The following is a 17,291-nucleotide window of genomic DNA, read 5'->3' as shown; positions in this document are numbered from 1 at the left end:
TATTTTTTTGCCACGGAAGCTCAGAACACACGGAAAACTTTCACATTAAAGCACCAGGCTATAAAAACCTAAACAGTAGTACGGTCCTTGCCACCTAAACCTGATCGGAACGAACACGAGTGCAACGAGTAAAGTGGAGAGCAGGGCTAACCCGACCCCATAAAAACAGGAAGCTGCTTTCCTCGTGATCAGAAAGCATCATTTTTTACTTAACAAACCTTTTCTGCCGTGTTTCGTGTCTGCACGAACCATTTATTTTTTTGCCACGGAAGCTCAGAACACACGGAAAACTTTCACATTAAAGCACCGGGCTATAAAAACCTAAACAGTAGTACGGTCCTTGCCACCTAAACCTGATCGGAACGAACACGAGTGCAACGAGTAAAGTGGAGAGCAGGGCTAACCCGACCCCATAAAAACAGGAAACTGCTTTCCTCGTGATCAGCAAGCATCATTTTTTACTTAACCAACCTTTTCTGCCGTGGTTCGTGTCTGCACAAACCATTTATTTTTTGCCACGGAAGCTCAGAACACACGGAAAACTTTCACATTAAAGCACCTTGCTATAAAACCATCAATAGCTGCACGGTTCTTGCCACCTAAACCTGATCGGAACGAACACGAATGCAACGAGTAAAGTGGAGAGCAGGACTAACCCGACCCATAAAAAAAGGAAACTGCTTTCCACGTGATCAGCAAGCATCATTTTTTACTTAACAAACCTTTTCTGCCGTGGTTCGTATCTGCACGAACCATTTATTTTTTGCCACGGAAGCTCAGAACACACGGAAAACTTTCACATTAAAGCACCTTGCTATAAAACCATCAATAGCTGTACGGTTCTTGCCACCTAAACCTGATCGAAACGAACACAAGTGCAACGAGTAAAGTAGAGAGCAGGGCTAACCAAAATCTATAGAAAACAGGAACCTGCTTTTCTTATACAGGAAACATAATCACCACTTATATATTACTGATTTCCATTTAGTTAAATAAAATATATTGATGCTCCTTATTAAAAATAACCCGCTATTGAAACTTAGTAGCTAATCTAAGCGTTTATTCACCGTAAAAATATTCTTAATACCGTTTAATTCTCGATTTAAAATTACATTTTTGCAAAAATTATTTAACAGTAAATGCAGAGTTACTCCGAATTTCTCGATCTAAGCGTTGGCTTTCCGCAGGAAGGCTTTGATGTGATAGATGATGAATTATATTTTCAGGATTTAAACCTGATGGAAATGATCGAAACTTATGGCACTCCCCTACGTTTCACCTACTTACCCATGGTAAGCAAGAAAATTCAACAGGCGAAAATTCTTTTCCAAACTGCCATCTTAAAAAACAACTATCGCGGCGATTACAAATATTGTTATTGCACAAAAAGTTCGCATTTCAGACACATTGTTGAAGAAGCCCTAAAGAACAATATCCACCTCGAAACTTCTTCTGCTTTTGATATGCCTATGGTTGATGCATTGGAAAAAAAAGGTGCATTAACCAAAGATACAACCATTATTTGCAACGGATTTAAAACTTACCAGTACAAACAGTATATCATTGATATGCTACACGATGGTTATACCAATATTATTCCGGTTTTAGATAACAAAGAGGAATTTAACCTTTTTGATGATGAGGTAGATATCGATACCCCTTGTAACCTGGGCATCCGTATAGCGGCCGAAGAGCAACCAGATTCGCAGTTTTATACTTCGCGGTTAGGTGTGCGTATGGAAGACGTAATCGACTTTTATAACAACAAAATTGTACACAATCCTAACTTCCGTGTAAAGCTATTACACTTTTTTATTAATTCTGGAATTACCGATTCGCCTTATTACTGGAACGAACTGGAAAAATACGTAACCCTTTACTGTAAATTCAAAAAAATCAACCCTGATCTGGATACGCTTGATATCGGCGGGGGTATGCCGTTCAAAGATTCGCTGGTTTTTGATTTCGATTACGAATACATGGTAAACGAAATTGTAAAAAGGATTAAAGAAATCTGCGCCATCCACGAAGTTATGGAACCAGATATTATTACCGAATTTGGTAAGTATACCGTTGCGGAGGCTTCGGGTATCTTATACAAGGTTTTAGGGCGTAAACAGCAAAACGACCGCGAACGCTGGTTAATGTTGGATGGTTCTTTTATTACCAACCTGCCAGACGTTTGGGCTTTAAACCAAAAATATATCCTGCTACCAATTAACAACTGGGATGCAGAGTACGAACGGGTTAACCTTGGCGGTATTACCTGCGATGGACAGGATTATTACAACCAGGAAGCCCACATGAACAGTGTATTTATGCCTAAAACCCGTAAGGTGCAGTATTTAGGATTCTTTCATACAGGTGCGTACCAAGAGGTATTGAGCGGTTATGGCGGTATACATCACTGTTTATTGCCAAGTCCGAAACATGTGTTAATCCGCAGAAACCGTGACGAGAGTTTCAATTTTGAAGTTTTTGGTGAAGAGCAGAACAGTAAGCAAGTGTTGAAGATACTGGGTTACTAGATCATTTGATTTAGCGAGCGTAAAACAAAACATTAATTAAAATACATAAATACCTCAGTTTTTTTACTGAGGTATTTTTTTTTATATTTGAATATGGCACGTGAACAAATTAAGTTATTCGATCGGATCATTGCTACTGATGGTTTGATGGGAGGAAGACCAACAATACGCGGGTTGAGATTTCCGGTTTCTGATATACTTGAACTATTAGCAAGTGGCATGAGTGAGGAACAAATCCTCGAAGAACATCCCATCCTGGAAAAGGAAGATATTAGGGCTGTCCTTTTATACAGCGCCCAAAAAGTAGATGAGGACTTAATGTATGAATGATTGGGAAATTTGGGTCGACACCAATATATCTCCTATAATTGCCAAGTGGATTTCAGAATACACAAATTTTAAAACAAGATCCTCTTTCTGCCTAAATTTGCATTCAGTAGATGACTTGACCATTTTTAGAATGGCTCAAATTAAAAAGAATGTCATAATTGTTTCCAAGGATTCTGATTTCAAAGAATTAATCGATTGGTTTGGTGCTCCTCCAAAACTTATTCTTATTAAATTCGGGAATTGTTCAAACAAACTGTTTTGGCAAAGGCTGGAACCAAAGATTAACCCAGCATTAGAAGTTCTTTTAAATAAAACAGAAGAAGTCAACGTAATTAGTATCACCTAACATATTTTTAAAAAATGCAATTCGGTAAAGTAGAAGATCCTTCCATAATAGATTATACCCTTCCGGCAGATGCTCCGGAAACTGCGGCCATTTTGGCTCAAAATAAACCTAAACAGGTTTTTAAGGCTTTTGTTGGCTGTGCAAAGTGGAACAAGGCCGATTTAAAAGGTTTTTATCCAAAAGGAACAAAGGATGAACTGACCTATTATGCTACCCAGTTTAATTCGATCGAATTGAATGCCACTTTCTACGGTATGCCTACCCGTGAACAGGTTATCACCTGGACACAAAAAACACCTGCAGATTTCAAATTTTTTCCGAAACTGACCAATACCATCAGTCACTTTAAAAGATTAATCAACGTGAAGGAACCTGTAGCGCAATACTGCGATGCCATTAGTAATTTCGAAGATAAATTGGGCATGGCTTTTCTTCAGCTGCACGATAACTTTAAACCTAAGGATTTTGAAAGGCTGAAAATTGTAATCAACGAATTTCCAAAGGTAATCCCATTGGGTGTGGAAGTGAGAAATACAGAATGGTTTACCAATCCGGCCATCGCGAATGAATTTGCAAAACTTTTTGAAAACAATGGGATTACCAACATCCTTGTTGATACTTCGGGCCGAAGAGACATGCTGCACATGCGGTTAACTACACCAACAGCATTTATACGTTTTGTGGGTGCCAATGATGACGAAATCGATAAAAGGCGTTTGGATGACTGGATTGAAAGAATTGTAACCTGGAAAGAGCAGGGTTTAGAAAACTTATACTTCTTTGTACATCAAAATGTTGAACTTTCCTCTCCGTTATTCTCCGCTTATTTTACAGAAAAACTGAACAAAGCGGTGGGGACAAATTTAAAGATCCCTGCAATGGCCAACCAGGCTTCGCCCGGTTCACCAAGCTTATTTTAGTTTAGATTACATTTAGCCAATAATCGTTATCTCTACTACGTAAATCCGCGCTAAAAGACAAACTTTATTAGGGATTACAAATCCCTAATAACGGGCTTCAAGACTGCTCACCCAATTTCGGACTGCTATATGCACCAAAAATAGAAAAGTCATTTCTGACTTTTCCTTCCCCTAAAGCGTGACCTGCCTGCTCACATGTGTAACTAAATACACTCTGTCTCTATAATTATGAACAGAAAACTGTAAATTGTTAATCGAAAACTGTTAACTGAAAACTGTTTATATGTTAAAAACGATAGATTTAAACCAGGTTATGGTTCTTGATATTGAAACCGTTCCACAATATCCTTCCTTTCAGGATGTACCACCTCAGTTCCAGGAACTTTGGGAACAAAAAACGCATTACCAGCGCAATGGTGACCAAAGTGCTGAAGACTTTTACGACCGTGCAGGTATCATGGCCGAATTTGGTAAAATTATCTGCATCAGTCTCGGCATTTTTTATACGGAGGAAAAAATAAACAAACTGCGCATCAAATCCTTTTCCGGCCATGATGAACATGAAATTCTTTTACAATTCGCAACATTGCTGAACAAACAAACGCCAAACCTGATGTTCTGCGCCCATAACGGAAAAGAGTTTGATTTTCCTTACCTGTGCCGGAGACTTCTGATCAATCGAATAGAAATTCCTTTACAACTGGAATTATCGGGCAAAAAACCCTGGGAAATTAATCATATCGATACCATGGAACTCTGGAAATTTGGCGATTATAAACATTTCACGTCGCTTAACCTCCTGGCTGCCATTCTGGATATACCTACTCCAAAAGATGATATCAACGGCAGTCAGGTAAAACAGGTATACTATGAAGAAAAAAACCTGCCCCGGATTGTAACCTATTGCCAGAAAGATGTAATTACTACGGCACAGGTGCTGTTAAAATTTAAAGGGATGGATATAATTCCGGAAGAAAATATTACCATTGTAACCTGATGGCTGAATTAAAAATAAACATTCCGGAATACGATAAAGAAAAGGGTGCTATATCTATGTGGGAGGATGGATTTGTAATTAAAAGCAAAGTTATAAATGATCAGATTGTGATCTCAGCGAACCAGTCAGGCTTAATTTCTTTAGCAAAACAGCTGCTTTTTCTGGCACAAATCGAAACTCCCCTCGGTTGCCATTATCATTTAGATGATTGTAATAGTTTAGAATCAGGTTCAAAAGAAATTGTAATCGGTAAAATTTAATGCTAAACGTTGAAAATTTAAATATTGATTTCTACAACCAGGAAGATAGAAGCTGGTTCAATGCAGTTAAAAAAATTAGCTTTACGGTTAAAAAAGGTACTGTTTTGGGTATAGTAGGCGAATCGGGATCCGGCAAATCGGTTACTTCGTTTTCCATTATGCGTTTACACGATGAAGGCCTTGCCAAAATTACCGGTGATATAGATTTTGAAGACATTAGCCTGCTTAATTTAAATGCCAACGAAATCAGACAGATCAGGGGAAACCAGATTTCAATGATTTTTCAGGAACCCATGACTTCCCTGAACCCTGTTTTTACCTGCGGCGATCAGGTGGCTGAAGCGATTACCCTGCACCAAAAGGTGGGTAAAGCTGAAGCGAAAAAGCAAACTATTGCGCTGTTTAATGAAGTGCAACTTCCGCGGCCCGAAAAGATCTTTGACAGTTATCCGCACCAGATTTCAGGCGGACAAAAACAGCGGGTAATGATTGCCATGGCTTTAAGCTGCAACCCTAAACTGCTCATTGCCGACGAACCCACCACGGCCCTGGATGTAACCGTTCAAAAAACCATTCTGCAATTGCTTCTTAAGCTTAAAACAGAGCGCAACATGGCCATGATCTTTATTTCGCACGATTTAGGTGTGGTAAACGAAATTGCCGATCGTGTTGCCGTGATGTATAAAGGAGAAATTGTGGAACAGGGTTCGGCAAAATCAGTGTTCGAAAATCCACAGCATCCTTATACAAAAGGTTTATTGGCTTGCAGACCCTCGCCAAACTTGCAATTAAAAAAATTACCGGTTGTAGCTGACTTTTTAAACCACCAAACCGGAGATTTACCTGCTTATTTAATGGCTGCTAATCAGTTAACACTAACTGAAATTACACAGAGAAGGCAAAAATTATATGAGCAAAAACCGTTACTGCAAATTAAAGATTTATGCACCTGGTATCCTATCCGCAACGGATTATTCGGTAAAACTACCGATTATGTCAAAGCGGTAGACAGTATCAACTTTGAGGTTTTTCCTGGTGAAACCCTTGGTTTAGTCGGTGAATCTGGTTGCGGAAAAACCACCCTGGGCCGTACCATCCTCAGGTTGATCCAACCCACTTCCGGCAATATCATATTTGATGGTCAGGATATTACGCACCTAAATAAAAATGAGCTGAGAAAGCTCAGAAAAGATATCCAGATTATTTTTCAGGATCCCTATGCTTCGCTAAATCCTAAGTTAAGTATTGGCCAATCCATATTAGAGCCCCTGAAGGTACATCGGCTTTATCAAAATGATACCGAACGCAAACAAAAAGTAATAGAACTTTTAGAGAAAGTTGGTTTAAAGGCCGGGCATTTTAACCGCTACCCACATGAGTTTAGCGGAGGCCAGCGGCAACGCGTGGTTATTGCCCGGGCTTTGGCATTACAGCCTAAATTTATCATTTGCGATGAATCTGTATCAGCGCTTGATGTATCTGTTCAGGCGCAGGTACTCAACGTCATCAGGTCCTTACAGGAAGAGTTTGGCCTCACTTACATTTTCATTTCACATGACCTGGCGGTAATCAAGCATATTTCTGACCGGATTTTAGTGATGAATAAAGGTAAAATTGAAGAAGAAGGCTTCCCTGAAGAATTGTTTAATGCCCCTAAGGCCGAATATACCCGGAAACTTATAGCCGCTATTCCCGGCCAACCATAAATTATGCAAAGATTTTTTTCTTTTACTGTTATACTGCTGCTCTACATAGCAACCTACGCGCAAAAAATAGAAATAATACAATCAGGCCCTATTTTTAAGCAGGTGACTTTCGAAGCCTGCCATGCTTCCACACTGGTTGATCTCGGAAACGGAAAGATAATGGCCGCCTGGTTTGGTGGTAAACACGAAGGCAGCAAAGATGTGGTTATCTGGTCGGCGGTAAAAAAGGGCACCGAATGGAGCCAGCCTATTGAAATTGCCAACGGGATACAAAGTGATACCAGCCGTTTAGCCTGCTGGAATCCGGTTCTTTTTAAAGCAAAAAACGGCATCTTATTTTTACATTACAAAGTAGGCTTAAATCCCCGTACCTGGTGGGCCGAATATAAAACGTCTGCCAACAATGGTAAAAGCTGGTCTGAAGCTAAAAAATTACCGGAAAATTTCCTGGGACCTATCAAAAACAAACCCATCCAACTGGCAAACGGAACCATTCTCTATCCGTCAAGCACCGAAAGCCAGGATGAAAAAACCTGGCATATCCACATCGAAAAATCGGATGCAAATGGCCAAAACTGGAGGAAAATAGAGATCGACTGTGATACCTTTGGCGTTATCCAGCCATCCATCCTTATCTATCCTAATCATAAATTACAATTGCTTTGCAGAAGCCGCCAAAACGTAATTGTAGAAAGCTGGTCGGCAGATGACGGCGAAACCTGGTCAAAACTAAAGCCTACCCAACTGCCCAATCCCAATTCGGGCAGCGATGCGGTAACCTTAAAAGACGGTCGGCAATTGCTTGTTTACAACCCTTTAACAGCAGGTAAAAACTGGTGGGAAGGCCGCTCGGTATTAAAACTGGCCATATCAAGCGATGGTGAAAACTGGGAAGACATCTATACCCTCGAAAACCATTTGAAGGGCGAATATAGCTATCCAGCCATTATTCAGGATGATAAAGGAAACATCCATATCAGTTATACTGCTGAGCGTAAAAACATTACCTATGTAGAACTTAAGTTAACAAAACAATAGTTGGGATCCTCATCTTGGATCTCATATCTCACTGCTCACTTCTCAAATCTCATACCTCCCCCACATTTTACACTGCAAATCCTGCCACTTCCCTATCTTTTCTGTATCTTCGGTAAATTCAGTTGAGCGTATGGCAAAGAAAAAATCGGCAAATATTAAATTGGTTCTGAATCAATTGGTTAGTGATGTTTTTGAAAAAAACAACAATCAGTTACTTAATTACAAACAGGTTTCGGCCAAATTGAACCTAAACGATCAGGAATCAAGAGAGACGATTTTAGAGATATTAAAGGAAGGAAAAAGCGAAGGCATTTTTTTAGAACCTCAAAAAGGGAAATTTAAACTCAAAGAACTACAGAACTTTATTATTGGTACGGTAGATATGACGGCCGATGGTTCTGCTTATATTGTTCCTGAAGATGAGTTTGAAAAAGATATTTTCGTAGCTCCCCGCAAGCTTAAAAATGCGCTGCATGGCGATACCGTAAAAGCTTATGTTTTTGCCAAAAAACGTGGCCGTAAAAATGATGGTGAGGTAGTTGAAATTATTAAAAGAGCGAAATCAGACTTTACAGGTGTAATTAAAATATCAGATCGCTTTGCTTTCGTTATTGCCGACGATAAAAAAATGATGCATGATATTTTTGTGCCGTTAGCCGATACGCATGGTGCAAAAAGTGGACAACGGGTATTGGTCACATTATCCGATTGGCCTGAAAGTGCGAAAAATCCAATAGGTGTGGTAAAACATGTGCTGGGCAACCAGGGTGAAAACAACACCGAAATGAATGCCATTCTGGCTCAATACGGATTCCCGCTCGAATTTCCTCCACAGGTAGAAAAAGAAGCAAATGCAATTCCGGAAGAAATTCCTGCTGCTGAAATCGCTAAACGCAAAGATTTCAGAGAGGTGTTAACCTTTACCATTGATCCGGCAGATGCAAAAGATTTTGATGATGCCATCTCTTACCAGAAACTACCAAATGGCAACCACGAAATCGGAATTCACATTGCCGATGTTTCACATTATGTGATTCAGGGAAGTGAACTTGATAAAGAAGCGTATAGCCGCGCTACCTCGGTTTACCTGGTTGACCGTGTAATCCCGATGTTGCCGGAGCGTTTAAGTAACGGTGTATGTTCGCTTCGTCCACACGAAGATAAATTGTGCTTTGCAGCCGTTTTTGAACTTGATGAACAGGCAAACATTCAAAATGAATGGTATGGCCGTACCGTAATCCACTCCGACCGCAGATTTACCTATGAAGAAGCCCAGGAATTAATTGAAAGTAAATCAGGCGATTACGCAACCGAAATAGAAAAACTCAACGAGTTGGCCTATATCCTGCGTGAGCGTAAGTTTAAAAACGGTGCCATCAGTTTTGAAAGTACGGAAGTTAAGTTTAAACTCGATGACACCGGCAAACCCATAGGCGTGTATGTAAAAGAACGTAAAGATGCCCATAAGCTGATTGAGGATTATATGCTATTAGCCAACCGTAAAGTGGCCGAATTTATTGCTAAAAAAAGCAAAGGCAAACAAAAATTAACTTTTGTTTACCGGGTACATGATTCGCCAAATATGGAAACCCTCGAAACTTTTGCCAACTTTGCTTCCCGTTTCGGTTATAAAATCAATACCAAATCTGATAAGGAAATTGCAAAGTCGCTCAACCACTTAATGGCCGATGTAGAAGGCAAAAAAGAGCAGAACATTCTAACCTCATTGGCCATTCGCTCTATGGCCAAAGCCATTTATACCACCAAAAAAACCAGTCATTATGGTCTGGCTTTCGATTATTATACCCACTTTACCTCACCCATCCGTCGTTATCCTGATGTGATGGCACACCGTTTACTTCAAACCTATCTTGACGGCGGCAAATCTGCTGATATGGAATTTTATGAAGTGGCTTCTGCACATTCTTCGGCAATGGAAAAACGGGCAGCTGATGCTGAAAGGGCTTCAGTTAAATACAAACAGGCAGAATATTTAGAAAACAATATCGGTACCGAGTACAAAGGCATTATTTCAGGAGTTACCGAATGGGGCATGTACGTAGAAATTGAAGAGAATAAATGCGAAGGTATGATCCGGTTAAGGGATATATCAGACGATTTTTATGTACTCGACGAGAAAAACTACTGTATCGTGGGTCAAAGAAAGAAGAAAAAGTATCAACTGGGAGATGAAGTAATGATCCGTGTAAAAAAAGTTGACCTTTCTAAACGTCAGATCGATTTTACCCTTATTCCTGATTAAAAAATTAAGACATTTGTGTCCGAAACACAAGGTTGAAACAAACATGCAAACTACAGAACAATTACAGCAGATTTTAGATACCGCAATACAAAATTTAAATTTACCAGGTTACCCAAAGCAACTCTACGATCCAATCCGTTACATTATCAACCTTGGCGGCAAACGTATCAGGCCCCTATTGGTACTGATGGCAACCGAATTGTTTGGTACCGATGCCAATGAATCTGTCCACGCTGCCATGGCCATTGAAATTTTCCATAATTTCACACTGGTACATGATGATATTATGGATAATGCGCCATTGCGCAGGGGACAGGCCACCGTACATGAAAAATGGAGTACCAACGTGGCTATTTTAAGTGGCGATGTGATGATGGTAGAAGCCAATAAAAACCTGGCTAAAGTAAATCCGGTTTTCCTTAAAGATGCATTGGATACTTTCAATGCTACCGCTCAAGGTGTTTGCGAAGGGCAACAGCTTGATATGGAATTTGAAGGACGTGATGATGTAAGTATTGAAGAATATATCAATATGATCAGACTCAAAACGGCTGTATTGTTGGGCGGTGCATTAAAATTAGGGGCAATCATTGCCGGTGCATCAGCAAAAGATGCCGACCTGATTGAGCAATTTGGTGAAAACATAGGCATTGCCTTTCAACTGCAGGATGATATTTTAGATGTTTATGCTGATCCTGAAAAGTTTGGCAAACTGGTTGGCGGCGACATTATTGCCAATAAAAAAACTTTCCTCCTGTTAAAAGCTTTTGAACTAGCTGAAGGCGACAACAAGGCTATTTTAAATACCTGGACTACTGCTAAAGCGTTTAATGCACAAGAAAAGGTAGAAACCGTTAGAACAGTTTACGATACACTCGATATACAGCTAATTGCAAGAGAACACATGAACCATTACCGTGATAAAGCTTTGTCCTTATTTAAACAGATCAATGTGTGCGATGAAAGAAAAGAAAGCCTGTTAACACTTACCCACCAATTAATGGCCAGGGAATATTAAGGTAGTCGTTTTTACGGTTTTCACCGTTGTCGAAACGGCCGCCTTTGCTGACAGGCCCTGACGGTACAGGCGGGGAAAAATCTAATTTACATCGCTTAAAATTAAGCTATGCATCCGCGCGCCTCCTCAATTTCCTTACAGACTGACCTAATGACCGATCAACCAATGACCAATGACCAACAAACGAGCGTAAACAGAAAAAGGTCCTGATTTGCATCAGAACCTTCTTTAATATATTATTTTGTACTAATTATTCTGCAGCGGCAGCTTCTTCAGTAGCTTCGTCTTTTTTAGCTGCTTTTTTTGCAGGCGCTTTTTTAGCAGGTGCAGCCTCAGCTACAACTTCATTTTCTGCAGTTGCTTTTTTAGCAGCTGGCTTAGCAATTGCTGCTTCGATCTCCGCATCGGTAATAGGAAGAATAGAAACATATGATTTGTTATCTTGTTTCTTTTTGAAAACAACAGTACCATCAACTAAAGCGAATAAAGTATGGTCTTTACCAATACCCACGCCTTTATCAGGATGGTGTTTTGTACCACGTTGACGTACTAAAATGTTTCCTGCGATAGCTAACTGACCACCGAAAACTTTAATACCTAAACGCTTACTATGCGATTCACGTCCGTTTTTCGAACTACCGGCTCCTTTTTTGTGTGCCATGATTTTATATTTTGTAAGCCGCTAAAAGCGGATTATTGGGTTAACAATTAATTATAACGTGATATCAGAGATCTGAATCTTAGTGAAAAACTGGCGGTGACCGTTTTTCTTTTTGTAACCTTTTCTACGTTTTTTGTGGAAAACGATTACTTTATCACCTTTTAAATGAGATACGATCTTAGCTGAAACTTTAGCACCTTGAACTGCAGGAGCACCTACAGTAATTGCACCACCGTTATCAACCAACAATACATTATCAAATTCAATACTAGCGCCTTCATCTCCTTGTAATCTGTGTACAAAAAGGTGCTGGTCTTTAGCAACTTTAAATTGCTGCCCTGCTATATTTACTATTGCGTACATTGTTTAAATATTAGTTTTTTAATTTTTATTTAACGAGGTGCAAATATAGAACAAATTCAATTAACACACAAATAGATATCGAAAATATTTTTAGTCAAAACATTCTCCTCTTCTTCGCCCCATCTTCCTGATCCGTTTACCCGCCCCGTTATCGTTTTTTAAAGCGCCAAGATACGCATTTTAGTTCCTTTCTCGCATCCTGCACACACTCTGTCTACACACACAATAGCAATGAAAGGCCTCCGCTTTTTCAGCGATGCTTATCATCTATAATCGGAATACTCTCGTTTGTAAAGTTCCAGGGTGCACAAGCTTTGTTTCTAAACCCGATTAAGCGGAATAGCCCACAGCGCAGCGAGGACTATAAGCGAAAGCGGGGCCGCAAGCCGCCAAGAAACACCCAACGCTCATTTCCAAATATTATTTCTGTCGGTTCCAACTCCACTCAAATGACATATCGAAAATGTAGGTGTCTATTCATCCCGGCAAATAAATACGTACCCTCTCGTTCCCAATTTTCCATCTTCCATTTTTACATCTTCCATTTTCCATCATCCGTCTTCCATTGTACCCCTCCTCGTTAAAAAAAGTTAAAATATTTTTTAATTACGAATATTTCGTAGATTTACGAAAATTAAATAGAAACTAAATATCCATATCATGAAAAAAATTCTAATTACCTGCCTGGCTACGGCCATTTTACTTTCGGCAAAGGCCCAGGAACCAGACAAAGCGTTGGCCCGGGTACGCTACACTTTTACACACGTAACTGATACTACACAAAAGGATAAACCTAAAGTAGAGAATATGCTTCTGGTAACCGGCAAAAATGCATCGGTATTTACCAGTTATGATAAACTGAACCAGGCAAAGAACATGCAAATGCAAATAATGGAGCAAATGAAGAACCAGACAGGCAATAACAACGTTAAAATTGAAGTAAAAAGTGAAACGAAAGCTCCCCTTACCCAGGAAGACTATTTCTTTTTTACAAATGCGCATAAAATGATTACGAAAGAGCGCGTGTTCAACAATTACCTGATTGAAGAACCCGCTCCAGCCATTAACTGGAAGATATTAAAAGACACAATGAGTTTTTCAGGAATTGCCTGCCAAAAAGCAACCACACGCTTTAAAGGCCGTAACTGGATAGCCTGGTTTGCTACTGAAATTCCACTTCAAAGCGGTCCTTGGAAGTTAAATGGCCTGCCTGGATTAATTATAGAAGCTTATGATGATAAAAAGGAAGTGAAATTTGAATTTGCAGGATTAGAAAATGTGAAAGAGGCGGCTGCCGTAACCAACGCCGATGGAGAGGTGAAAATTGCAGCGCCAAATGGCGGAGTGAATTCGGTAAAAATTATGGGCATGGATATCAGCACAGGCTACCTGGGGCCTGAAATCAAGCTACCTACCGATGCCATAAAAACCACGCGTAAAGAACTTGATAAACTTAAAGCCGCCCGTGATAAAGACCCGCAAGGTTTTATGCAGGCACAAATGGCAGCAAATGGTATGCAGGGCTCTTTCAAAACCAATCAGGCACCACGCCCAGCCGGCACAAATACAATTAAAGCTGCAATTAACAACCCGATAGAAATTGAAGATAAAAAATGAGAAAGTTCATTTTAAGCTGCTGGCTCTTGCTGGCAGCTTTTGCTGTTTTTGCCCAAAAGCCACTTAAGGGGTTGGTAAAAGATGTTGGTGGCAAAGGTATTGAGTCTGTTAACATCACCTTAAAAGATCCTGAAGGCAACATCATTAATTTTACTCGGACTAATAAAAATGGTGTTTTTACCATGGAACTCAAAAATGATGCGATTGCGGGTTACAAACTTGAAGCTTCGAGCATCGGTTTCAAAAAGCTGGTTACCACAGTAACAGATGTTAATCAAAATTACGAAGTGACTTTGCAAACCAGCGAAACCTCGCTGGAAACAGTAACCGTAAAAAACCGACCTTCATTAACAGCCAGGGGCGATACTTTAAATTACCGCACTGCCGACTTTGCCGATAAGCAAGACAGAAGTATTGGCGATGTACTGAAAAAAATGCCAGGTGTTGAAGTGGCTGAGGATGGGAAGATCAGCTATAACGGGAAATCGATATCTAACCTTTATTTGGATGGCGACAACCTGCTGGATGACAAATACAATATAGGCACCAAAAGTATTCCGCATGGGGCTGTTGATAAGGTGCAGGTTATCCAAAACGATCAACCTGTTAAAATGATGCGCAAAAATAATATGAGTGATGAAGTTGCTCTAAACCTGGTGATCAAAGATGAAGCTAAGCTTAAAATGATGGGCGATGCCACCGTTGGCGCCGGCATACCTAATCGATTTGATGAAAACCTAACCGCCATGTTATTTAATAAAAAACTAAAATTTATCAACAACATTAAAGGAAACAATATCGGAACTGACCCGGGGAGTGACCTTATTGCACACAATTTTTCTGATTATACAAAAAAACTAGACAACGATAAACCAAACGGACTGCTATCTACGGGCGCTGCCGGAGTACCATTCTTACCACAAAGCAGATATCTGTTTAATAAAGCTGGCTTAGTTAATCTAAATAATCTATACAAGTTCAATCCCGACCTTCAGTTGCGGGCCAATATCTCCTATTTATATGACCAAAGACGTCAGGAATACAATAAATTTTCCGAGACTTACCTTCCCGGTCAAACCATACAATATGCCGAAACGCAAAATAACACCATTAATCCACAAAAACTTAGGGCGCAGTTCAACCTAAACGGTAACGCTGAACAATACTACCTGAACAACAATCTGGTATTGGAATATACGCCTTTTAAAACCACATCAGATTTTGCAATTAACAAGGTAGCAGCAAACCAGGTGCTTAAACAGGAAACCTTCGACTTGTCGAACGAATTTAGTTACCGGAAAAAGTTAAAATCGGACGATATAATAAATTTCTACTCCTACTTAAATCGCACTACGCAACCCGAAACACTGAACATTACGCCCGGTCTAAATGCCGATGTTTTGAATAACGGAAATAGCTACCTCGGTTTAACACAATTTATTAAATTACCAACCTGGTATAACAATAATTATGTATCGTTCGCTTTTGTAAAAAACAATTTCGTACAAACCTATAAGGCAGGTTTTAATGTGCAACAGCAGCAACTTAATTCGGAACTTTTCCGCACACAAAACAATCAGCAAACAGAGCCTGTGGCCGGTAATACAGTGAATAACCTTCATTGGCTTAAGACTAAACTTTATACTGAAGCTACTTACGAGTACACCAATGATAAGTTAAAGGCTGGTTTAAGCTTACCACTGAGCTACAACCAGATCAACTACAGCGATGCGCTTAATCAATTGGACAACAGCTTGAATAAACTATTTATAAATCCCGCATTTAATCTAAAATATCAAACCAGTATCGAAAATTATGTAACGGCAAACTATAGCTTCAGAAACGATCTTGGAAATATTAGTGATGTGTACCGCGGTACTATCTTAAAAAACTACCGGTCGTTATTTTCAAACGACGCACCAGTTACTGAATCCAAAACACATAATATAGGAGCCGGTTTCAACTTTAGAAAAGCCATGCAAATGTTATTCGCCAACTTAACAGCCAATTACAGCGATACGGAGGTGAACACCATTTCAGCTTTTAACCTGAGCAACAACATCCAACAGAAAATTGTATTGCCGCTTAATAACCATATGCGTAACTTCTCCCTTGCAGCAAACGCCAGCAAATACCTGTTTACCTTAAAAAGTACCGTAAATGCCGGCCTTATTTATTCTCAAAGCAGATACAATCAGCTACAGAACAATGCACTTTTACCATTTAACACGCAAACCATAGCTTACAAACTTGGGTTTGAAGCTAAACTGAGCAACTTCATCAACTGGTCTTACGCTGCCAATTTTGCCGTTACCGATAATAAAGCTATGGTAGCCGGCGGGGTAAAAACGAATTTTAAGCAATTGAGGCAACAGTCTGCTTTAGCGATTACCACATTTAAAAATCTGTATGTAAACCTATCTGCTGAACACCTGTTTACCCGCCAATCATCACAACCTGATTTGAAATACCTTTTTGCCGATGCAAACCTGCGCTACAAATGGTTAAAGATGAAGACCGATTTAGAATTTGGAGTCACGAATCTGACTAATATTAAAAGGTTTGATGCCATTTACCTTTCAGCCAACTCCCTTACTACCGGGACTTATGATATTCCCGGGCGGGTAGCCATGTTAAAGGCGACTTTAAATTTTTAGGATTTAATAGCGGGAAGTGCTGTAACGCATTATCTCCCGCTGATTTAAGATGATCAACCCAGATCGTTGTTTTAAGAACTTTAGTGATCTGCAAAATCCGTTTGATCTGCGGGAAAAACAACTGTGACTAATGTTTGTTGCGGAAGCACATAATCTCCCGCTGATTTAAGATGATTAACGCAGAACTTGATAAGAACTTTCCTGATCTGCAAAATCCGTTTGATCTGCGGGAAAAATAGCTGTTACTAATGTTTTGTTGTTGCAGCGCATTTTCTCCCGCCGATTTAAGATCATTAACGCAGACGATTGTTTACGAACTTTCTTTATCTGCAAAATCCGTTTGATCTGCGGGAAAAACAACCGTTACTAATGTTTGTTGCGGAAGCGCATAATCTCCCGCTGATTTAAGATGATCAACCCAGATCGTTGCTTTAAGAACTTTCCTGATCTGCAAAATCCGTTTGATCTGCGGGAAAAATAACTGTTACTAATGTTTGTTGCGGAAGCGCATAATCTCCCGCCGATTTAAGATGATTAACGCAGAACTTTATCAGAACTTTCCTGATCTCTAAAATCCATTTGATCTG

Annotated in this window: 14 protein-coding genes; 12 read left to right on the top strand and 2 right to left on the bottom strand. The window is 39.8% G+C overall.

The genetic code is table 11. The features are described 5' to 3' along the window. The first annotated feature begins 1,139 nt into the window (after positions 1–1,139). The 10 genes from QZ738_RS08785 to QZ738_RS08740 all read left to right on the top strand — a co-directional run bounded on the left by QZ738_RS08785 (position 1,140) and on the right by QZ738_RS08740 (position 11,406). Entirely contained in the window at positions 1,140–2,528 is a 1,389-nt protein-coding gene (locus QZ738_RS08785; protein ID WP_090496099.1) for an arginine decarboxylase, read from the top strand. Between the two features lie 93 nt (positions 2,529–2,621). Beyond that, positions 2,622–2,858 (top strand): DUF433 domain-containing protein, encoded by a 237-nt coding sequence (locus tag QZ738_RS08780; protein WP_134203763.1) that lies wholly within the window; start codon positions 2,622–2,624, stop codon positions 2,856–2,858. Next, the gene (locus QZ738_RS08775; protein WP_293786667.1) at positions 2,851–3,204 is read left to right on the top strand and encodes a DUF5615 family PIN-like protein; all 354 of its coding nucleotides are present in this window, start codon (positions 2,851–2,853) and stop codon (positions 3,202–3,204) included. The genes QZ738_RS08780 and QZ738_RS08775 overlap by 8 nt, the downstream gene beginning before the upstream one ends. A gap of 14 nt (positions 3,205–3,218) precedes the next feature. Next, positions 3,219–4,124 carry a DUF72 domain-containing protein gene (locus tag QZ738_RS08770; protein ID WP_293786665.1) on the top strand — a complete coding sequence of 302 codons (906 nt, stop codon included), beginning with the start codon at positions 3,219–3,221 and terminating at the stop codon, positions 4,122–4,124. Between the two features lie 283 nt (positions 4,125–4,407). Further along, on the top strand, positions 4,408–5,121 hold the full coding sequence (locus QZ738_RS08765) for a 3'-5' exonuclease (protein WP_293786663.1): 714 nt from the start codon (positions 4,408–4,410) through the stop codon (positions 5,119–5,121). Beyond that, positions 5,121–5,381, top strand: a complete 261-nt coding sequence (locus QZ738_RS08760) for a hypothetical protein (RefSeq protein WP_293786661.1) — start codon at positions 5,121–5,123, stop codon at positions 5,379–5,381. The genes QZ738_RS08765 and QZ738_RS08760 overlap by 1 nt, the downstream gene beginning before the upstream one ends. Beyond that, entirely contained in the window at positions 5,381–7,087 is a 1,707-nt protein-coding gene (locus QZ738_RS08755; protein WP_293786659.1) for an ABC transporter ATP-binding protein, read from the top strand. The genes QZ738_RS08760 and QZ738_RS08755 overlap by 1 nt, the downstream gene beginning before the upstream one ends. 3 nt (positions 7,088–7,090) lie before the next feature. Beyond that, entirely contained in the window at positions 7,091–8,125 is a 1,035-nt protein-coding gene (locus QZ738_RS08750) for an exo-alpha-sialidase (RefSeq protein ID WP_293786657.1), read from the top strand. 130 nt (positions 8,126–8,255) lie between these two features. Beyond that, the gene (rnr, locus tag QZ738_RS08745; protein ID WP_293786655.1) at positions 8,256–10,388 is read left to right on the top strand and encodes a ribonuclease R; all 2,133 of its coding nucleotides are present in this window, start codon (positions 8,256–8,258) and stop codon (positions 10,386–10,388) included. Between the two features lie 43 nt (positions 10,389–10,431). Further along, positions 10,432–11,406: a polyprenyl synthetase family protein gene (locus tag QZ738_RS08740; RefSeq protein WP_293786654.1), complete on the top strand. Its 975-nt coding sequence runs from the start codon at positions 10,432–10,434 to the stop codon at positions 11,404–11,406. Between the two features lie 250 nt (positions 11,407–11,656). Here the strand turns inward: QZ738_RS08740 and rpmA are convergent, their stop codons facing one another. Both rpmA and rplU read right to left on the bottom strand, forming a co-directional pair. Then, positions 11,657–12,067 (bottom strand): 50S ribosomal protein L27, encoded by a 411-nt coding sequence (gene rpmA, locus QZ738_RS08735; RefSeq protein WP_293786653.1) that lies wholly within the window; start codon positions 12,065–12,067, stop codon positions 11,657–11,659. A 51-nt stretch (positions 12,068–12,118) separates the two neighbouring features. Then, entirely contained in the window at positions 12,119–12,430 is a 312-nt protein-coding gene (gene rplU, locus QZ738_RS08730) for a 50S ribosomal protein L21 (protein ID WP_196099264.1), read from the bottom strand. A gap of 660 nt (positions 12,431–13,090) precedes the next feature. On the opposite strand from rplU, the gene QZ738_RS08725 reads away from it, so the two are divergent. Beyond that, complete coding sequence (locus tag QZ738_RS08725) at positions 13,091–14,047, top strand: GLPGLI family protein (RefSeq protein ID WP_293786650.1); 957 nt, start codon at positions 13,091–13,093, stop codon at positions 14,045–14,047. Beyond that, positions 14,044–16,704 (top strand): hypothetical protein, encoded by a 2,661-nt coding sequence (locus tag QZ738_RS08720; protein WP_293786649.1) that lies wholly within the window; start codon positions 14,044–14,046, stop codon positions 16,702–16,704. The genes QZ738_RS08725 and QZ738_RS08720 overlap by 4 nt, the downstream gene beginning before the upstream one ends. The last annotated feature ends 587 nt before the right edge of the window (positions 16,705–17,291 follow it).

The sequence above is a fragment of the uncultured Pedobacter sp. genome, assembly GCF_913776295.1.
Lineage (GTDB): Bacteria > Bacteroidota > Bacteroidia > Sphingobacteriales > Sphingobacteriaceae > Pedobacter.
The sequence above is the reverse complement of the archived record's forward strand: the minus strand, read 5'-3'. Positions and strand labels throughout refer to the sequence as shown.